Below are 14,197 nucleotides of genomic sequence, written 5' to 3'. Positions count from 1 at the left end.
ACTCCAGAATACCGTCCGAAGCGTCCGAAGCGTCCGAAGCGTCCGGACCGACCGGACCGACCGGCTGCCACGATCGTCCTTTTACGCGACGGGGCGAGTGTAATGGCATTTCCGGCCCTGATGCATCAAAGGCCTCTCGTCAGGGCCGGCGCCTGATTTCAAAGGCGGATTCAGACGGTCCGTTGATGGGTATGACCCCGTATCCGTGCATCCCCGCCGTTTGACCCCCGGCGCGGCGCGGTCCAGAACCGCGGCAACGGGCGGGAGGCGGCGTGGCGGGACGGATCGACAGGGTGGCCGTCGTCGGCGGGGGCTTCTCCGGCGCCATGCTGGCGGCGCGTCTGGCCGAGGCCGGGATCGCCTCAACCCTGATCAACCGGACGCCGGATTTCGGCCTCGGCGTCGCCTATTCGACCCCGTTCGAAGGCCATCTGCTCAATGTCCGCGCCTCGCGGATGAGCGCCCTGGCGGATCAGCCGGATCATTTCGTCCGCTGGCTGGAGGCGAACGCTCCCGAATTCGCCGACCCCGACGGGTTCGCGCCCCGCCGGGTCTTCGGCCGCTACGTCCAGGCCCGCTTCGCCGGCGTTGAAGCCCGTCATCCCGGCCTGATCAAGCGGGTGGTCGGCGAGGTCACGGGCGTCGAGGCCGACGGAGTCGCCCTGTCGGACGGCCGCCGCATCGAGGCCGACGCCGTCGTCCTGACCACCGGCAATCCGGCGCCGAAGACGGCCTCGGGCGGGTCCGACCGAATCCTCTCCGATCCCTGGGCACCGGGCGCGCTGGAGGTCATCGGGGCGGAGGACGCGGTGCTGATCGTCGGCACGGGCCTGACCATGGTCGACATGCTGCTGTCGCTCGAGGGGGGCGGCTGGCGCGGCCGGGCGACCGCACTGTCACGTCGGGGCCTGCTGCCCCGGTCCCATGGTGAGAGGCCCGATCCGGCCGAAACGCCGACGCCCGAACTGCTGAACGGCGCCCTGTCGGCCCGGATGAAGGCGGCGCGCCGGATCGCGGAACAGACCGGCTGGCGCGAGATGATGGAGGGCCTGCGCCCGATCACCGCCGATCTCTGGACCGGCGTCGACATCGCCACGCGGAGCCGGGTCGTGCGGCACCTGCGGCCGTGGTGGGACGTCCACCGCCACCGGCTGGCGCCGCAGGTGGGCGCCCATCTCGACGGGTTGTTGGCCGACGGCCGGCTGGCCGTCGTCTCCGGCAGGGTGAAATCGATCACGGCCGATGCCGAAAGCGTCCGTCTGGACTGGCGCCCGCGTCAGGGGCCGGCGCGACCGCCGCTGACGGCCCGCTGGCTGATCGACTGCACCGGCCCGGGCCATGCGCCCGAGGCCGACCCTGTGACAGCTCCCCTGCTGATCAGCGGCCGGGCGCGGCTGGATCCCTTGCGGCTGGGGCTGGAGCTCGACGCCTCGGGTCGGGTCCTGGCCGCCGACGGGAGCCCCGATCCGCGCCTGTTCGTCCTCGGCCCCCCGGCCCGCGCGGCCTTCTGGGAGACGATCGCGGTGCCGGATATCAGGAAACGGATCGAGAATGTGGTGACCCGGATCGTGGATGATCGGTCGGCGCCGGCAACCTAGCCCGTCGCGGCGCAGTCCTGCGTCGTCTCCTGACGCCCCGCACCCCACACCGAGACCGCCGTCAGCAGCCCGACCATATTGATGGGCTTGGCCAGGCAGTCGTCGATGCCCACGTCGGCATAGGTGGCCAGCTGTTCGGGCAGGGTATTGGCGGTGACGGCGATGATCGGGACCGCACCCCTGTGATCCGCCAGGGCCCGGATGCGCCGGGAGGCCTCCACCCCGTCCATGACCGGCATGGCGATGTCCATCAGGATGAGGTCGAAATCGCCCTGCTCGACTGCGGTCAGGCCCTGAAGCCCGTCATCGGCGGTTTCGCAGTGAATTCCCTGGGTCGCCAGGATCGTCGCCACCAGGGTGCGATTGTTCTCATTGTCGTCGACATAGAGGACCAGGGGTCCGCTGTCGGGGTCGCGGGTGGCGGGCTCCGCAGTCCTCGTCCCCCTGACGGTCGGGGTCGCGGCGGCGCGCCCCTCCGGGACGATCACATCCTGGTCCGACACGACGATCATCTCATTGACCAGGGTCAGCAGCCGCTGTCCCGCCTCGTGGATCCGGCCGGCCTGTTGCAGCGTCCGGTCCGGCAGGGTGTCGTGCACCATCACCTCGGCGAAGCCGAGAATCGCGTTCAGCGGCGTGCGCAGCTCGTGCGACATGTCCGACAGGAACTGCCGGCGCGCCTCGGCCATGGCGGCCTTCTGTTCGGCGGCGGTGCGGGCCTGTTCGGCCTCGACCCGGGCGGTGACGTCCTGTTCGCTGAGCAGCAGGCCGATTTCGCCTGTGACCGGGTCCGGCACCGCGGTCAGGACCAGATGATGCCAGCGGTTCCCCTGAGTGGTGAGAATTTCGCACACATCGAAGGCGCTGTGGCCCTCCAGGGCGCGGGTCCGCAGACTTTCCCCGGCCTCGGGCCGGACGAACCGCTCCGCATACGCAAGGGTTTCGCTGTCGTAGGCGCTGAAGGCGGCGGGGTTGCAGAACAGGGCCCCGCCGTCCTGGTCGAACAGGGAGATCAGGGTGGGGGCATAGCGCAGCGCCTCGACGGCGCGCCGCTCGGCCGGCCCGACCTCGATGGGCGCAGCCTCGAACAGCAAGACGGGCCGATCATCCGCGAGCACGAAGGTCGAGATCGTCGCCTTCACCGTGACCGGCTGGCCGTTCGGATAGAAGGTCCAGCGCTCGCTGACCGTTTCGCCGTCCGCGGTGACCTGGACCAGTCGGTCGGTGCGCGCCTTGACGGCGGGCGACAGGTTGGAGAAATCCCGGGCGAGCAGGGCCTCGAGCGTATCCGATCCCCAAAGGGCCAGGGCGGATGTGTTGGCGTAGACGCCCTTGCTGGTGGCCGGGTCGAACATCCAGACCGGACGACGCAGCCGGTCCCAGGCGAGGAACAGGGAGGAGTCATCCAGGGCAGGGGCAGCGCTGTGCATGGGACCTGCCATGCCAGAGCGACCTGAACTTTCACTTAAGTCCCGGCGCGATCAGATCACCCGGCGGCCTTCACCGCCGCTGCGACGTCGGCCACGACCTGTTTGACCAGGGCCTCATCGTCGCCCTCGGCCATGACCCTGATCAGCTTTTCTGTGCCCGAGGGGCGGACCAGCAGACGGCCCTGGCCGGCGAGGGCGGCCTCGGCTTCGGCGATGGCGGCCTTGACCTTCGCATCCTCGAGCGGCTTGCCCCCGGTGAAGCGCACGTTCTGGAGCAGCTGGGGTACGGGGTCGAACTGGCGGGCCAGTTCGCTCATCGGCCGGCCGCTCTCGACCAGTACGGCCAGCACCTGAAGCGCCGCCATCAGGCCGTCGCCGGTGGTGGCGTGGTCGTGCAGGATCAGGTGGCCGGACTGTTCCCCGCCCAGGTTGAAGCCGCCCTCGCGCATCCGCTCCATGACGTAGCGGTCGCCCACCTTGGTCCGCTCCAGCGTCAGGCCCTCGCCGGTCAGGGCGCGCTCGAGGCCGAGGTTGGACATGACGGTGGCGACCACGCCCCCGCCCTTGAGCAGGCCGCGCCGGGCCCAGTCCCGACCGATCAGGGCCATGATCTGGTCCCCGTCGACGACCTTGCCGGTCTCGTCGCAGACGATCAGCCGGTCGGCGTCGCCGTCCAGCGCGATCCCGATGTCAGCCCGATACTGTTTGACGGCGGCGGCGAGCGTCTCCGGATGGGTCGAGCCGCAGTCGGCGTTGATGTTGGTGCCGTTCGGTGACACCCCGACGGCACAGACCTCGGCCCCCAGTTCGAACAGGGTGGTGGGCGCGACGCGGTAGCCGGCCCCGTTGGCGCAGTCGATGGCGATGCGCAGGCCGGCCAGCGACAGGTGTCGCGGGAAGGCGGACTTGGCGATCTCGATATAGCGGGGCGGGGCGTCGTCGATCCGCTTGACCCGGCCCAGCCGGTTCGACGGGGCCAGGCCCTCGTCGAGGCCCGCATCCATCATGGCCTCGATCTTGAGCTCGATCTCGTCGCTGAGCTTGTAGCCGTCAGGACCGAACAGCTTGATGCCGTTGTCGGCGTAGTCGTTGTGCGAGGCGGAAATCATGACGCCGAGGTCTGCGCGCATCGACCGGGTCATCATGGCCACGCCGGGCGTCGGGATCGGTCCGAAGGTGCGCACATCCATGCCGACCGAGGCGAATCCGGCCACCAGGGCGGGTTCGATCATATAGCCCGACAGGCGGGTGTCCTTGCCGATGACCACCAGATGGCGGCGGTCGTCGCCCGACATGAACAGTTTCCCGGCCGCCAGACCGACGCGCAGGGCGATCTCGGCCGTCATGGGTCTGGTGTTGGCCCGGCCGCGAATGCCGTCGGTGCCGAAATATTTGCGCTCGCCCATGTGCGGCCCTCCGCCGAAACCTGCCGAAACGCCTTTTTAGGTGTCGGCGTCTTAAGGCCGTCCTAGAGCAGACCGTCCCGGCCGTCATCCTCGGCTGTATGGGACCCTGCGGCTGGAGCGACCTGGAATGTGCGGCATCATCGGCATCGTCGGAATCCGGCCGGTCTCGGATCGCCTGATCGAAAGCCTGAAGCGACTGGAGTACCGGGGCTATGACTCGGCCGGCATCGCCGCCCAGGTCGACGGGGTGCTGGAGCGCCGTCGCGCGCCCGGCAAGCTGAAGGAACTGGAAAAGGTCCTGGCGGCGAACCCGCTGGAGGCCACCACCGGCATCGGCCACACCCGCTGGGCCACCCACGGGGCGCCCACGGAGGCCAACGCCCACCCCCATATCGCCGGCCGCGTCGCCGTGGTCCACAACGGCATCATCGAGAATTTCGCCGAGCTGAAGGCCGAATTGATCGCCGCCGGTCGCATCTTCTCGTCCCAGACCGACACCGAGGTGGTGGCCCACCTGCTCGATTCGGAGCTGGCGACCGGCCTGTCGCCGCTCGAGGCCTTCAAGGCGACGCTGGACCGGCTGTCGGGCGCCTTCGCCCTGTGCGTCCTGATCTCGGGCGAGGATGAGGTGATTCTGGCCGCCCGCAACGGTCCGCCCCTGGCCGTCGGTCACGGCGACGGGGAGATGTTCATCGGCTCCGACGGCCTGGCCCTGGGGCCGTTCACCAACCGGATCACCTATCTGGAAGACGGCGACTACGTCATCGCCACCCACGGCGGGGTCCGGATCTTCGACGGCTCCGGCAAGGCGGTCGACCGGCCGATCAAGATCGTGCCCGCCTCGGCCGTCCTGATGGAGAAGGGCAACTACCGGCACTTCATGGAAAAGGAGATCCATGACCAGCCGGAAGGGTGCCAGCGCACCATCGCCGCCTATGTCGACACCCTGACCGATCGCACGACGGTCCAGGGCGTGGATTTCGCCGCCATCGACCGGATCCAGATCGTCGCCTGCGGCACCTCCTGGATCGCCGGGATGATCGGCCGGTACCTGATCGAACAGCTGGCCGACCTGCCCGTGGACGTCGAGATCGCCTCGGAGTTCCGCTATCGCCAGCCGGCGCTCCGTCCCAACGCCCTGGCCATCGCCATGAGCCAGTCGGGCGAGACCGCCGACACCCTGGCCGCCTTCCGCCACTGCGCCGAGGCGGGGATGCAGACGGCCGCCATCGTCAACGCCACCGAATCAACCATTGCCCGCGAGGCCGACGTCGTCTGGCCGATCCATTGCGGACCCGAGATCGGCGTCGCCTCGACCAAGGCCTTCACCGCCCAGGTCTCGGTCATGATCGCCATCGCCATCGCCGCGGCCCGGGCGCGCGGCCGGATCGACGCGGTCGAGGAACAGAGGCTGGTCCGCGTCCTGCTGGAGGCTCCGCGCCTGATCGCCGAGGCCATCGGCCTGGAGGACGCGCTGAAAGACATCGCCGTCGAGATCGCCAAGGCCAGGGACGTCCTCTATCTCGGCCGCGGCCCCATGTCGGCCCTGGCCCTCGAGGGCGCGCTGAAGCTCAAGGAGATCAGCTATATCCACGCCGAGGGCTATGCCGCCGGCGAGCTGAAGCACGGCCCCATCGCCCTGGTCGACGAGGCGACGCCCGTCATCATCCTGGCCCCCTATGATTCCTGGTTCGAGAAATCGGCCTCGAACATGAGCGAGGTCATGGCGCGCGGCGGCCAGGTGGTCTTCATCACCGATCCGGAAGGCGCCAAACACGCGCCGGCGGGCGCCCGGGTCGTGGTCACCGCCCCGGCCTGCGATCCCCTGATCTCCGCCCTGGTGATGTCCGCCCCGATCCAGCTGCTGGCCTATCATGTGGCCGTGGTGAAGGGCGCCGACGTGGATCAGCCGCGCAACCTCGCCAAGTCCGTCACCGTCGAATAGCGATTTTGCCGTCAGCGGGGCTACGAAACGCCGACGCGTGCGTTAGGCTGCCTGCCGCAGTCTGGGGAGCCTCATGACCACATCGCCGTCCCGCGTCCGCAAGGCCGTCCTGCCCGTCGCCGGTCTGGGCACCCGCGTCCTGCCCGCCGCCAAGACGACGCCGAAGAACATGCTGAACGTGTTCGACCGGCCGATCCTGTCGCACATCGTCGAGGAGGCCCGCGCCTCCGGCATCGAGCACATGATCTTCGTGGTCGGCCGCGGCCAGACCTCGATCGAGGACTATTTCGACCATGCCTATGAGGTCGAGGCGATCCTGAAGGCCAAGGGCAAGGACGACATCCTGATGTCGGTCGTCGCCGACCTGCCCAGGCCCGGCGAAATGAGCTTCGTGCGCCAGATGGCCCCGCTGGGTCTGGGCCACGCCGTCTTCTGCGCCCGCGATCTGATCGGCGACGAACCCTTCGCCGTCATCCTGGCCGACATGCTGATGATGGCCGACACCCCGGCCCTGAAACAGGCCATCGACGCCCATGAACGGACGGGCGGCAATGTCGTTGTGGTCGAACCGGCGCCCGAGGGCGAGACCCACAAATACGGCATCGTGGCCCTGGACGGCCGCGAGGGCCGGCTCAACCGCATGACCGGCATGGTCGAGAAGCCTCCCCTGGGGACCGAGCCGTCGAACCTGTTCATCTCGGGCCGCTATGTGCTGACGCCCGACATCTTCCCCCTGCTGGCCGACCAGCAGACGGGCGCGGGCGGCGAGATCCAGCTGACCGACGCCATGGCCCGGCTGATGAAGGTCCGGGACTTCCACGCCCTGGAGTATGAGGGCACGACCTTCGACTGCGGCGATCCCGTGGGGCTCCTGCGGGCCAATGTCGCCTACGGATTGAAGCACGCCGACCTCGGCGCTTCGGCGCGTGCGGCGATTACGCCCCTGCTCTAGGCAACCACGCCGCTTTGCTCCGCCCCCCGCCTTCGGCTAGGCAGGAACCGGGTAGAGGAAGAAGACGATGAAGGTACTGGTTCTGGGCGGCGACGGCTTCTGTGGTTGGCCGACCGCGCTGCATCTGTCCGCGCGCGGCTGGGACGTGATCGTCGTCGACAACCTGAGCCGCCGGAATATCGACAATGAGCTGGAGGTCCAGTCCCTGACCCCCATCCGGACCATGGGCGAGCGCATCGCCGCGTGGAAGGAAGTCTCGGGCCGGGAGATCGGCTTCGTCAACATGACGGTCGGCAAGGAGTTCGATCGCCTCGTCGCCCTGATCCGGGACGAGAAACCCGATTCGGTCGTCCATTTCGCCGAACAGCGGGCCGCCCCCTATTCGATGAAGTCGGCGCGGCACAAGCTCTACACCGTCGACAACAACCTGAACGCCACCAACCACCTGCTGGCGGCCATCGTCGAGAGCGGGCTGGACGTCCACCTGGCCCACCTGGGGACCATGGGGGTCTACGGCTACACCACCGCCGGGCTGCGTATTCCGGAAGGCTATCTGAAGGTCACGGTCCAGACCGATTTCGGCCCGACCGAGCAGGAGATCCTGTTCCCGCCGAACCCGGGCTCGATCTACCACATGACCAAGACCCAGGACGCCCTGCTGTTCCAGTTCTACGCCAAGAACGACGGGGTCCGGATCACCGACCTGCACCAGGGCATCGTCTGGGGGGCCCAGACCGAGGAGACCCGCAAGGACGAGCGACTGATCAACCGGTTCGACTATGACGGCGACTACGGCACCGTCCTGAACCGCTTTCTGATGCAGGGGGCGCTCGGCTATCCCCTGACCGTGCACGGCACGGGCGGTCAGACCCGGGCCTTCATTCACATCCAGGACACGGTGCGCTGCGTCGAACTGGCGCTGAAGAACCCGCCGGAAAAGGGCGAACGGGTCAAGATCCTGAACCAGATGACAGAGAGCCGCCGGGTCCGCGACCTTGCCGCCATGGTTGCCGGGATGACCGGCGCCGAGGTCCACAATGTCGCCAATCCGCGCCTTGAGGCCGACGAGAACGAACTGGTCGTCGCCAACGACCAGTTCAGGGACCTGGGCCTGAAGCCGATCACCCTGGCCGAGGGGCTGATGGCGGACGTCACCGACATCGCCCGTCGCTACGCCGACCGCGCCGACCGGTCGAAGATCCCCTGCGTCTCCGCCTGGAACGGCAAGCGGGCCGAGGCCCTGCGCACGGTGCCGGAAGCGGCCCCGGCTCCCGGCCCCGCCGCGGCGCGGGTCGGCTGATCGCGGCGATGGCGCAAGGCTCTTTGCTCGTCTTCGGCGCCGGCTATCTCGGCGGGGCCGCGCTGGCCGCAGCGAAGGCGCGGGGCCTGTCCGTGGCGGCGACCTCCCGGGACCCGGAGCGCCGGGTCGGACTTGAGGCCGACGGAATCACCGCCGTCGATCCTGCGGATGCGACGGCCCTGGCGGCTACGGTCGGTCAGGCCTCCGCCATCCTCGTAACGGCTCCCCCTGAAGGCCACGGCTGCCCCGGGGCGAAGGTCCTCCTGCCCGCCCTGGGTAAGGCGCAGGCCTGTCCCGACTGGATCGGCTATGTCTCCTCGACCGCCGTCTATGGCGACCGGAACGGCGGCTGGGTGTTCGAGGACGACGCCCTGAACGCCGCCAGTCTGGAGGGGGCGCGTCGCGTCCGGGCGGAAACGGACTGGCTCGACGCGGGTCGCGGCATGGGGCTGACGGTTCAGATCTTCCGCCTTCCCGCCATCTACGGTCCCGGCCGGTCGGTGGTGGATCGCCTGCGCGACGGCACCGCCCGGATCGTCAGGAAGCCTGGCCAGATCTTCAACCGGATCTATGTCGAGGACGCCGTCGCCGCTCTGTTCGCCTCGATGGAGCGCCCCCGGCCGGGCGCGGCCTACAACCTCACCGACGACGCGCCGTCGCCCGTCGATGTGGTCATGGCCGACGCGGCGCAGCGCATGGGCCTGCCCCAGCCGCCGGAGGTCGACTGGACCGATCCGTCGGTGTCGGAGGGGATGCGGCGCTTCTACCTCGACTGCAAACGCATCTCGAACGCCCGGGCCAAGGCCGAACTGGACTGGCGACCGGCCCACCCGACCTGGCGCGAGGGGCTGGAGGCGATCCTCGCCTCCCGCTGAGCCTCAACCCACGCGCGGGGTCTTCAGCCGGCGCTTGTTGGCGTGGGTCTCCGGCGCCGTGCCCAGGGCCTCCGGGATCTCGCCCTTGAAGTAGAACCTCTGCCACGCCTCCTTGGCCGCATCGGGATCGCCCGAAGCCAGACGGTTGTTGAAGTCGGTGCGCTGGCGGTTCCAGGCCTCGAACTGGCCCTTCATCACCGGATTGGACTCCAGCGTCCGGATCACCGGCTGGACCGCGTCCATCTTGCGGTGCTCGACCAGGTTGATGAAGCAGAAGGGCTCGCCGCGCTCGAACTTCACGCGGCCCGGCCGGGTGAACAGCCAGTTCATGGTGAAGGGGAAGGGCAGCCAGTCGGTCTCGATCAGCCCGACCAGGGGCTGGATCCCGTCCTTCATATGATTGGGCGAGCCCGAGCAGATCATCCCCCAGCCCGGCGGCGTACGGAACAGATACTGGGGGTGCATGGTCAGAACGCCGCGCGAGAAGTGCGAGGTGACGAAATGGTCCAGCTCGGGCTGGGGCCGCTCGGGCGTGATGGTGATGTCGGACTGCGACGGCCCGCCGTTCCACTCCGCCGTAAAGGTGAAGGGACACAGGATCTCCCACCCCGTGGTGTTGGCCATGGTCAGGGGCAGGCAGCGATAGGGGTGCCGGCTGACGAAGGCGTCCATCCAGTTCCGTGACTGGCGACCGGGCACCAGATCCGGCGGCCGGGCCGACATGGGATAGCATTCCAGTTCCAAGGCGACGCTCCGGGCGGTATCGAACGGAACCACTCCTAGCCCGGCCGGACATGACCGCTCAACCGCTGCATAATCGCGAGACCCTGCTGGCCTGGATGGCCGAGCGCGAGATCGAACAGACGACGCACGACCATCCGGCGGTGTTCACCGTCGACGAGGGTCACGAGATCAAGGCCGCCATGCCCGGCGCCCACACCAAGAACCTGTTCCTCAAGGACAAGAAGGGCCGGCTGTGGCTGATCTCGGCGCGTCAGGACACGGTCATCGACCTGAAGGCCGCGCCCCGGACGATCGGTTCCGACCGGGTGTCCTTCGGCAACGAGACCCTGATGGTCGAGACTCTCGGGGTAAAGCCCGGCTCGGTGACGGCCCTGGGTCTGATCAATGACGTCGACCGGCGCGTGAACTTCGTCATCGACAAGCGGCTGTGGGAGGCCGACGTCGTCAACTTCCACCCCCTGACCAATACGGCGACGACAGCCCTGACGCAGGGCGCATTTCGACGCTTCCTGTCGGAGATCGGACGCGAGCCGCTGGTGATCGACTTCTCCGCAGACTTGCCGCCGGCCGCCCCCGCGACCATCTGAGCCCTACCGCGTTACCCGCCACACGCTGCAAAGAGATCCGATGAGCCTCGCCGATCCCCAGACCTCCCCCGACGACCTGATCAAGGACGGCTCCGACGCCGGCTTCATGGACGACGTCATCGCCCAGTCGAAGATCCAGCCGGTCATCGTCGACTTCTGGGCCACCTGGTGCGGCCCGTGCCGGACCCTGACCCCCGCCCTTGAGAAACAGGTCCGGGCGGCCGCAGGTGCAGTCAAACTGGTCAAGATCGACGTCGACAAGAACCCCGCCTACGCCGGCCAGCTGCGGGTCCAGTCGATCCCGACGGTCTATGCCTTCGTCGACGGCCAGCCGGTCGACGGTTTCCAGGGCGCAGTGCCGGAAAGCCAGATCAAGGCCTTCATCGAGAAACTGTCGGGCGGCGCCGGCGTCAACACCGACGTCGAGCAGCTGCTGGCCCTCGGCGAGGAGTCGCTGGGCCTCGATGATTTCGGCGGCGCGGCCCAGGCCTTCGCCCACGTCCTGACCATGGAGCCGGAGAACCAGAAGGCCATCGCCGGCATGGCGCGCGTCTATCTGGCCGGGGGCGACGCCGATCAGGCGCGCCAGACCATCGCCATGGCCCCGCAGGATTCGACCGAGCCCTCGGTCGTCACGGTCCGCGCCCAGCTGGCCCTGTCCTCAAGCGCCCCGACCGGCGAAACCGCCGCGCTGGAGGCGAAGGTGAGGGCCGATCCGTCCGATCATCAGGCCCGCTACGACCTGGCCCTGGCCCAGGCGGCCGAGGGCGACCTGAAGGGCGCGGCGACCAGCCTGCTCGACATCGTCACCGCCGACCGCGAATGGAACGACCAGGCCGCGAGGAAGCAGTTGCTGGTCGTGTTCGAGGCCGCCGGCCTGTCGTCCGACATTGCCAAGGACGGGCGCCGTCGCCTGTCCTCCATTCTGTTTTCCTGAAGGACGGTCGATGGCCCAAGGCTATGTGAAGGTCGTCGACCTGCCGCAGGTGATCCCGGTCTTTCCGCTGCCCGGGGCCATCCTGTTGCCGCGCGGTCAGCTGCCGCTGAACATCTTCGAGCCGCGCTATCTGAACATGATCGACGACGCCATGGCCGGCGAGCGGATGCTGGGGATGATCCAGCCGACCGGCGGTCCGGCCCAGCTGCCCAGCCTGTCGGCGGTCGGATGCGCCGGACGGATCACCAGTTTCGCCGAGACCTCGGACGGCCGCTACCTGATCACCCTGACCGGTATCGCCCGGTTCCGCGTGACCAGTGAACTGCCGAGCCAGACCCCCTATCGCCAGGTCCGCGCCGCCTTCGCCCCGTTCGAGGCCGACCTGTCGGAGCCACACGGGGGCGAGGCCTTTGATCGCCCCGCCTTCCTGGCCGGGCTGAAACACTATCTCGAGCGCCGTCAGCTGGAGATCGACTGGGAGACGGCCGAGGCGGCGCCGCAGGAGGCCCTGATCAACAGCCTGTCCATGGCCCTGCCGTTCGAACCGGCCGAGAAACAGGCCCTTCTGGAAAGTCCTGCGCTCGACGACCGCGTCGACGTCCTCACCGCCCTGATGCGCATTGACGCCGCCGAGACCGGCGACGGCGACACGCCCGCATCAATGCAGTAGACCGACGCCATCACCGATCCAGCAGAGGACCGGGCTCAAGCAGCAAGCGCCCGCGGCGCGAGCGGTAGCCCCCTACAAAAATGAGCGATACTTTTCATACGCCGTCATCGGTTGATCCGAGGCTTCTCGAGGTCCTGGTCTGCCCGATCACGCGCGGACGGCTCGACTACGATCGCGAGGCCAACGAGCTGATCTCCAAAGGGGCGAAACTCGCCTTCCCGATCCGCGACGGCGTGCCGATCATGCTGCCGGAAGAGGCGCGGGCGCTGGATTAGACCAGCCGATCTCCCCCCTGTTCGCCGCTTGGCGAATGGGGAGGTGGCGCGACGCCGCTTGGCGTCGTGACGGAGGGGGCGAGACGGCGCTTGAGACCGGACCACCTCATTGTCGAAAACGTGTCGCCCCCTCCGTCAGCTCGCGAAGGGCTCGCAGCCACCTCCCCATCGCTTCGCGACAGGGAGGAGAGCTGAACGTCAGACCAGCTCGCCCCTCAGCAGCTTCGGCAGGTCGCCCGTCGCACCGCCGGCCTCGCGCATGAAGGCGCGGCGCAGGGGGGCGATGCGGTTGACGGCGGCCATGCCGAGGTCGCGGGCCAGACGCACCGGCGGCAGATCGTTGGAAAACAGCCGCACGAAGCCGTCGAACCCGGCGGCCAGGGCCGCATTGTCGAACCGGCGCCAGCGGGCGTAGCGGTCCAGCACCACCACAGACCCGATGTCCTCGCCCAGCCGCATCGCCTCGATCAGAACCTCGGCGAGGGCGGCGGCGTCCTTGAGGCCCATGTTCAGGCCCTGGCCCGCGACCGGGTGCACGCCGTGGGCGGCGTCGCCGATCAGGGCGGTGCGCGGGGCGGTCAGGGTCGTCGCCAGCTCCAGCGACAGCGGATAGACGAAGCGCGGCCCCTCCGGCGTCGCCCCATCGAGAAACTCGCCGAAACGGCGGGACAGGTGGGACTGGAAGGCCTCGTCCGAACAGACCCTCAGGGCTTCGGCCGCCTTCGTGGTTTCGGTCCAGACAAGGCTGGCGCGCTGGTCGGTCAGGGGCAGGATGGCGAACGGGCCGCCCGGCAGGAAATATTCATGGGCGACATTGCCGTGGTCGCGGCCCAGCCGGACCGTGGCCACCACGCCGGACTGACCGTAGCCCCAGCCGACCGTCTCGATCCCGGCCGCCTGGCGCACCTTCGAGCCGCGCCCCTCGGCCCCGACGACCACCGGGGCGGTGAGGACCGAGCCGTCAGCCAGGGTCACCCGCACGGCGGGGTTGGTCTGTTCGACCGCGACGACCGCGGCGGGCGTGCGGAGATCGATGTCGGAGGTCTCGACCGCCCCGGCCAGGGCCACCCGGATGCGTCGGTTCTCGACCATATAGCCGAGCGGCTCGCCGCCGTTGGCGTCTCCGATCTCGTCGGCGTCGAAGCGCAGGAAGGCCGGCGAGGCGGCCTTCGACGCCGCGCCGGGACGCCGTCCGTCGGTGACCAGAATCCGGTCCATCCGGCAGGCGTGCGGCCGCATGGCCTCTCCGACGCCCAGCGCATGGAGCATCCGGAACGTCGACCAGGCGATCGCCGTCGACCGGCCGTCGAAGGTGGGAGCCAGCTGGGCCGAAAACGGCTGGGGATCGATCATGGCGACCCTCAGCCCCCCGCGCGCCGCCGCCAGGGCGAACGTCGCCCCCGCCATGCCGGCTCCGGCGATGATGACGTCGTGGGTATGGGGGGAGGTCATGAGGCCTTGTCGCGCCGCCCGGGCCG

Annotated in this window: 13 protein-coding genes; 9 read left to right on the top strand and 4 right to left on the bottom strand. The window is 68.9% G+C overall.

Annotation, left to right across the window (positions count from 1 at the left end; genetic code table 11):
* The first annotated feature begins 272 nt into the window (after window positions 1–272).
* Entirely contained in the window at window positions 273–1,598 is a 1,326-nt protein-coding gene (locus Q0044_RS04945) for an FAD/NAD(P)-binding protein (RefSeq protein WP_298160369.1), read from the top strand.
* On the opposite strand, the gene Q0044_RS04940 is transcribed toward Q0044_RS04945, so the two are convergent.
* Complete coding sequence (locus tag Q0044_RS04940) at window positions 1,595–3,028, bottom strand: response regulator (protein ID WP_298160367.1); 1,434 nt, start codon at window positions 3,026–3,028, stop codon at window positions 1,595–1,597. The genes Q0044_RS04945 and Q0044_RS04940 overlap by 4 nt on opposite strands.
* A 56-nt stretch (window positions 3,029–3,084) precedes the next feature.
* Window positions 3,085–4,434, bottom strand: coding sequence for a phosphoglucosamine mutase (glmM, locus tag Q0044_RS04935; RefSeq protein WP_298160365.1), 1,350 nt, complete (start codon window positions 4,432–4,434; stop codon window positions 3,085–3,087).
* Window positions 4,435–4,561: 127 nt separating this feature from the next.
* On the opposite strand from glmM, the gene glmS reads away from it, so the two are divergent.
* The 4 genes from glmS to Q0044_RS04915 all read left to right on the top strand — a co-directional run bounded on the left by glmS (window position 4,562) and on the right by Q0044_RS04915 (window position 9,506).
* Entirely contained in the window at window positions 4,562–6,379 is a 1,818-nt protein-coding gene (gene glmS, locus Q0044_RS04930) for a glutamine--fructose-6-phosphate transaminase (isomerizing) (protein WP_298160363.1), read from the top strand.
* A gap of 73 nt (window positions 6,380–6,452) precedes the next feature.
* Window positions 6,453–7,331 carry a UTP--glucose-1-phosphate uridylyltransferase gene (locus tag Q0044_RS04925; RefSeq protein WP_298160361.1) on the top strand — a complete coding sequence of 293 codons (879 nt, stop codon included), beginning with the start codon at window positions 6,453–6,455 and terminating at the stop codon, window positions 7,329–7,331.
* A gap of 67 nt (window positions 7,332–7,398) precedes the next feature.
* Window positions 7,399–8,631 (top strand): NAD-dependent epimerase/dehydratase family protein, encoded by a 1,233-nt coding sequence (locus tag Q0044_RS04920; protein ID WP_298160359.1) that lies wholly within the window; start codon window positions 7,399–7,401, stop codon window positions 8,629–8,631.
* Between the two features lie 8 nt (window positions 8,632–8,639).
* A complete protein-coding gene (locus Q0044_RS04915; protein ID WP_298160357.1) occupies window positions 8,640–9,506 on the top strand; it encodes an NAD-dependent epimerase/dehydratase family protein in 867 nt (288 codons plus the stop codon).
* A gap of 3 nt (window positions 9,507–9,509) precedes the next feature.
* Here Q0044_RS04915 and Q0044_RS04910 read toward each other — a convergent pair whose 3' ends face one another.
* Entirely contained in the window at window positions 9,510–10,250 is a 741-nt protein-coding gene (locus Q0044_RS04910; protein ID WP_298160355.1) for a DUF6065 family protein, read from the bottom strand.
* A gap of 50 nt (window positions 10,251–10,300) precedes the next feature.
* Here Q0044_RS04910 and Q0044_RS04905 point away from each other — a divergent pair, with 50 nt between their 5' ends.
* The 4 genes from Q0044_RS04905 (at window position 10,301) to Q0044_RS04890 (ending at window position 12,719) form a co-directional block, all read left to right on the top strand.
* Window positions 10,301–10,837 carry a prolyl-tRNA synthetase associated domain-containing protein gene (locus Q0044_RS04905; RefSeq protein ID WP_298160354.1) on the top strand — a complete coding sequence of 179 codons (537 nt, stop codon included), beginning with the start codon at window positions 10,301–10,303 and terminating at the stop codon, window positions 10,835–10,837.
* A 40-nt stretch (window positions 10,838–10,877) separates the two neighbouring features.
* Window positions 10,878–11,774 (top strand): thioredoxin, encoded by an 897-nt coding sequence (gene trxA / locus Q0044_RS04900; protein ID WP_298160352.1) that lies wholly within the window; start codon window positions 10,878–10,880, stop codon window positions 11,772–11,774.
* Between the two features lie 10 nt (window positions 11,775–11,784).
* Window positions 11,785–12,444, top strand: a complete 660-nt coding sequence (locus tag Q0044_RS04895) for an LON peptidase substrate-binding domain-containing protein (protein ID WP_298160350.1) — start codon at window positions 11,785–11,787, stop codon at window positions 12,442–12,444.
* An 80-nt stretch (window positions 12,445–12,524) separates the two neighbouring features.
* Complete coding sequence (locus tag Q0044_RS04890; RefSeq protein WP_298160349.1) at window positions 12,525–12,719, top strand: Trm112 family protein; 195 nt, start codon at window positions 12,525–12,527, stop codon at window positions 12,717–12,719.
* A gap of 198 nt (window positions 12,720–12,917) precedes the next feature.
* Here Q0044_RS04890 and Q0044_RS04885 read toward each other — a convergent pair whose 3' ends face one another.
* Window positions 12,918–14,171 (bottom strand): UbiH/UbiF/VisC/COQ6 family ubiquinone biosynthesis hydroxylase, encoded by a 1,254-nt coding sequence (locus tag Q0044_RS04885; protein WP_298160347.1) that lies wholly within the window; start codon window positions 14,169–14,171, stop codon window positions 12,918–12,920.
* Window positions 14,172–14,197 lie beyond the last annotated feature (26 nt).

Origin of the sequence: Brevundimonas sp. (assembly GCF_027484365.1) — a bacterium.
Lineage (GTDB): Bacteria > Pseudomonadota > Alphaproteobacteria > Caulobacterales > Caulobacteraceae > Brevundimonas.
This window is presented reverse-complemented; position numbering and strand designations above follow the sequence as displayed.

Coding starts and splice junctions, on each gene's coding strand:
- Q0044_RS04895 (WP_298160350.1), top strand. CDS start 11,785: ATGGCCCAAGGCTATGTGAAGGTCGTCGACCTGCCGCAGGTGATCCCG.
- Q0044_RS04920 (WP_298160359.1), top strand. CDS start 7,399: ATGAAGGTACTGGTTCTGGGCGGCGACGGCTTCTGTGGTTGGCCGACC.
- Q0044_RS04940 (WP_298160367.1), bottom strand. CDS start 3,028: ATGCACAGCGCTGCCCCTGCCCTGGATGACTCCTCCCTGTTCCTCGCC.
- trxA (WP_298160352.1), top strand. CDS start 10,878: ATGAGCCTCGCCGATCCCCAGACCTCCCCCGACGACCTGATCAAGGAC.
- glmS (WP_298160363.1), top strand. CDS start 4,562: ATGTGCGGCATCATCGGCATCGTCGGAATCCGGCCGGTCTCGGATCGC.
- Q0044_RS04885 (WP_298160347.1), bottom strand. CDS start 14,171: ATGACCTCCCCCCATACCCACGACGTCATCATCGCCGGAGCCGGCATG.
- glmM (WP_298160365.1), bottom strand. CDS start 4,434: ATGGGCGAGCGCAAATATTTCGGCACCGACGGCATTCGCGGCCGGGCC.
- Q0044_RS04890 (WP_298160349.1), top strand. CDS start 12,525: ATGAGCGATACTTTTCATACGCCGTCATCGGTTGATCCGAGGCTTCTC.
- Q0044_RS04905 (WP_298160354.1), top strand. CDS start 10,301: ATGACCGCTCAACCGCTGCATAATCGCGAGACCCTGCTGGCCTGGATG.
- Q0044_RS04925 (WP_298160361.1), top strand. CDS start 6,453: ATGACCACATCGCCGTCCCGCGTCCGCAAGGCCGTCCTGCCCGTCGCC.
- Q0044_RS04915 (WP_298160357.1), top strand. CDS start 8,640: ATGGCGCAAGGCTCTTTGCTCGTCTTCGGCGCCGGCTATCTCGGCGGG.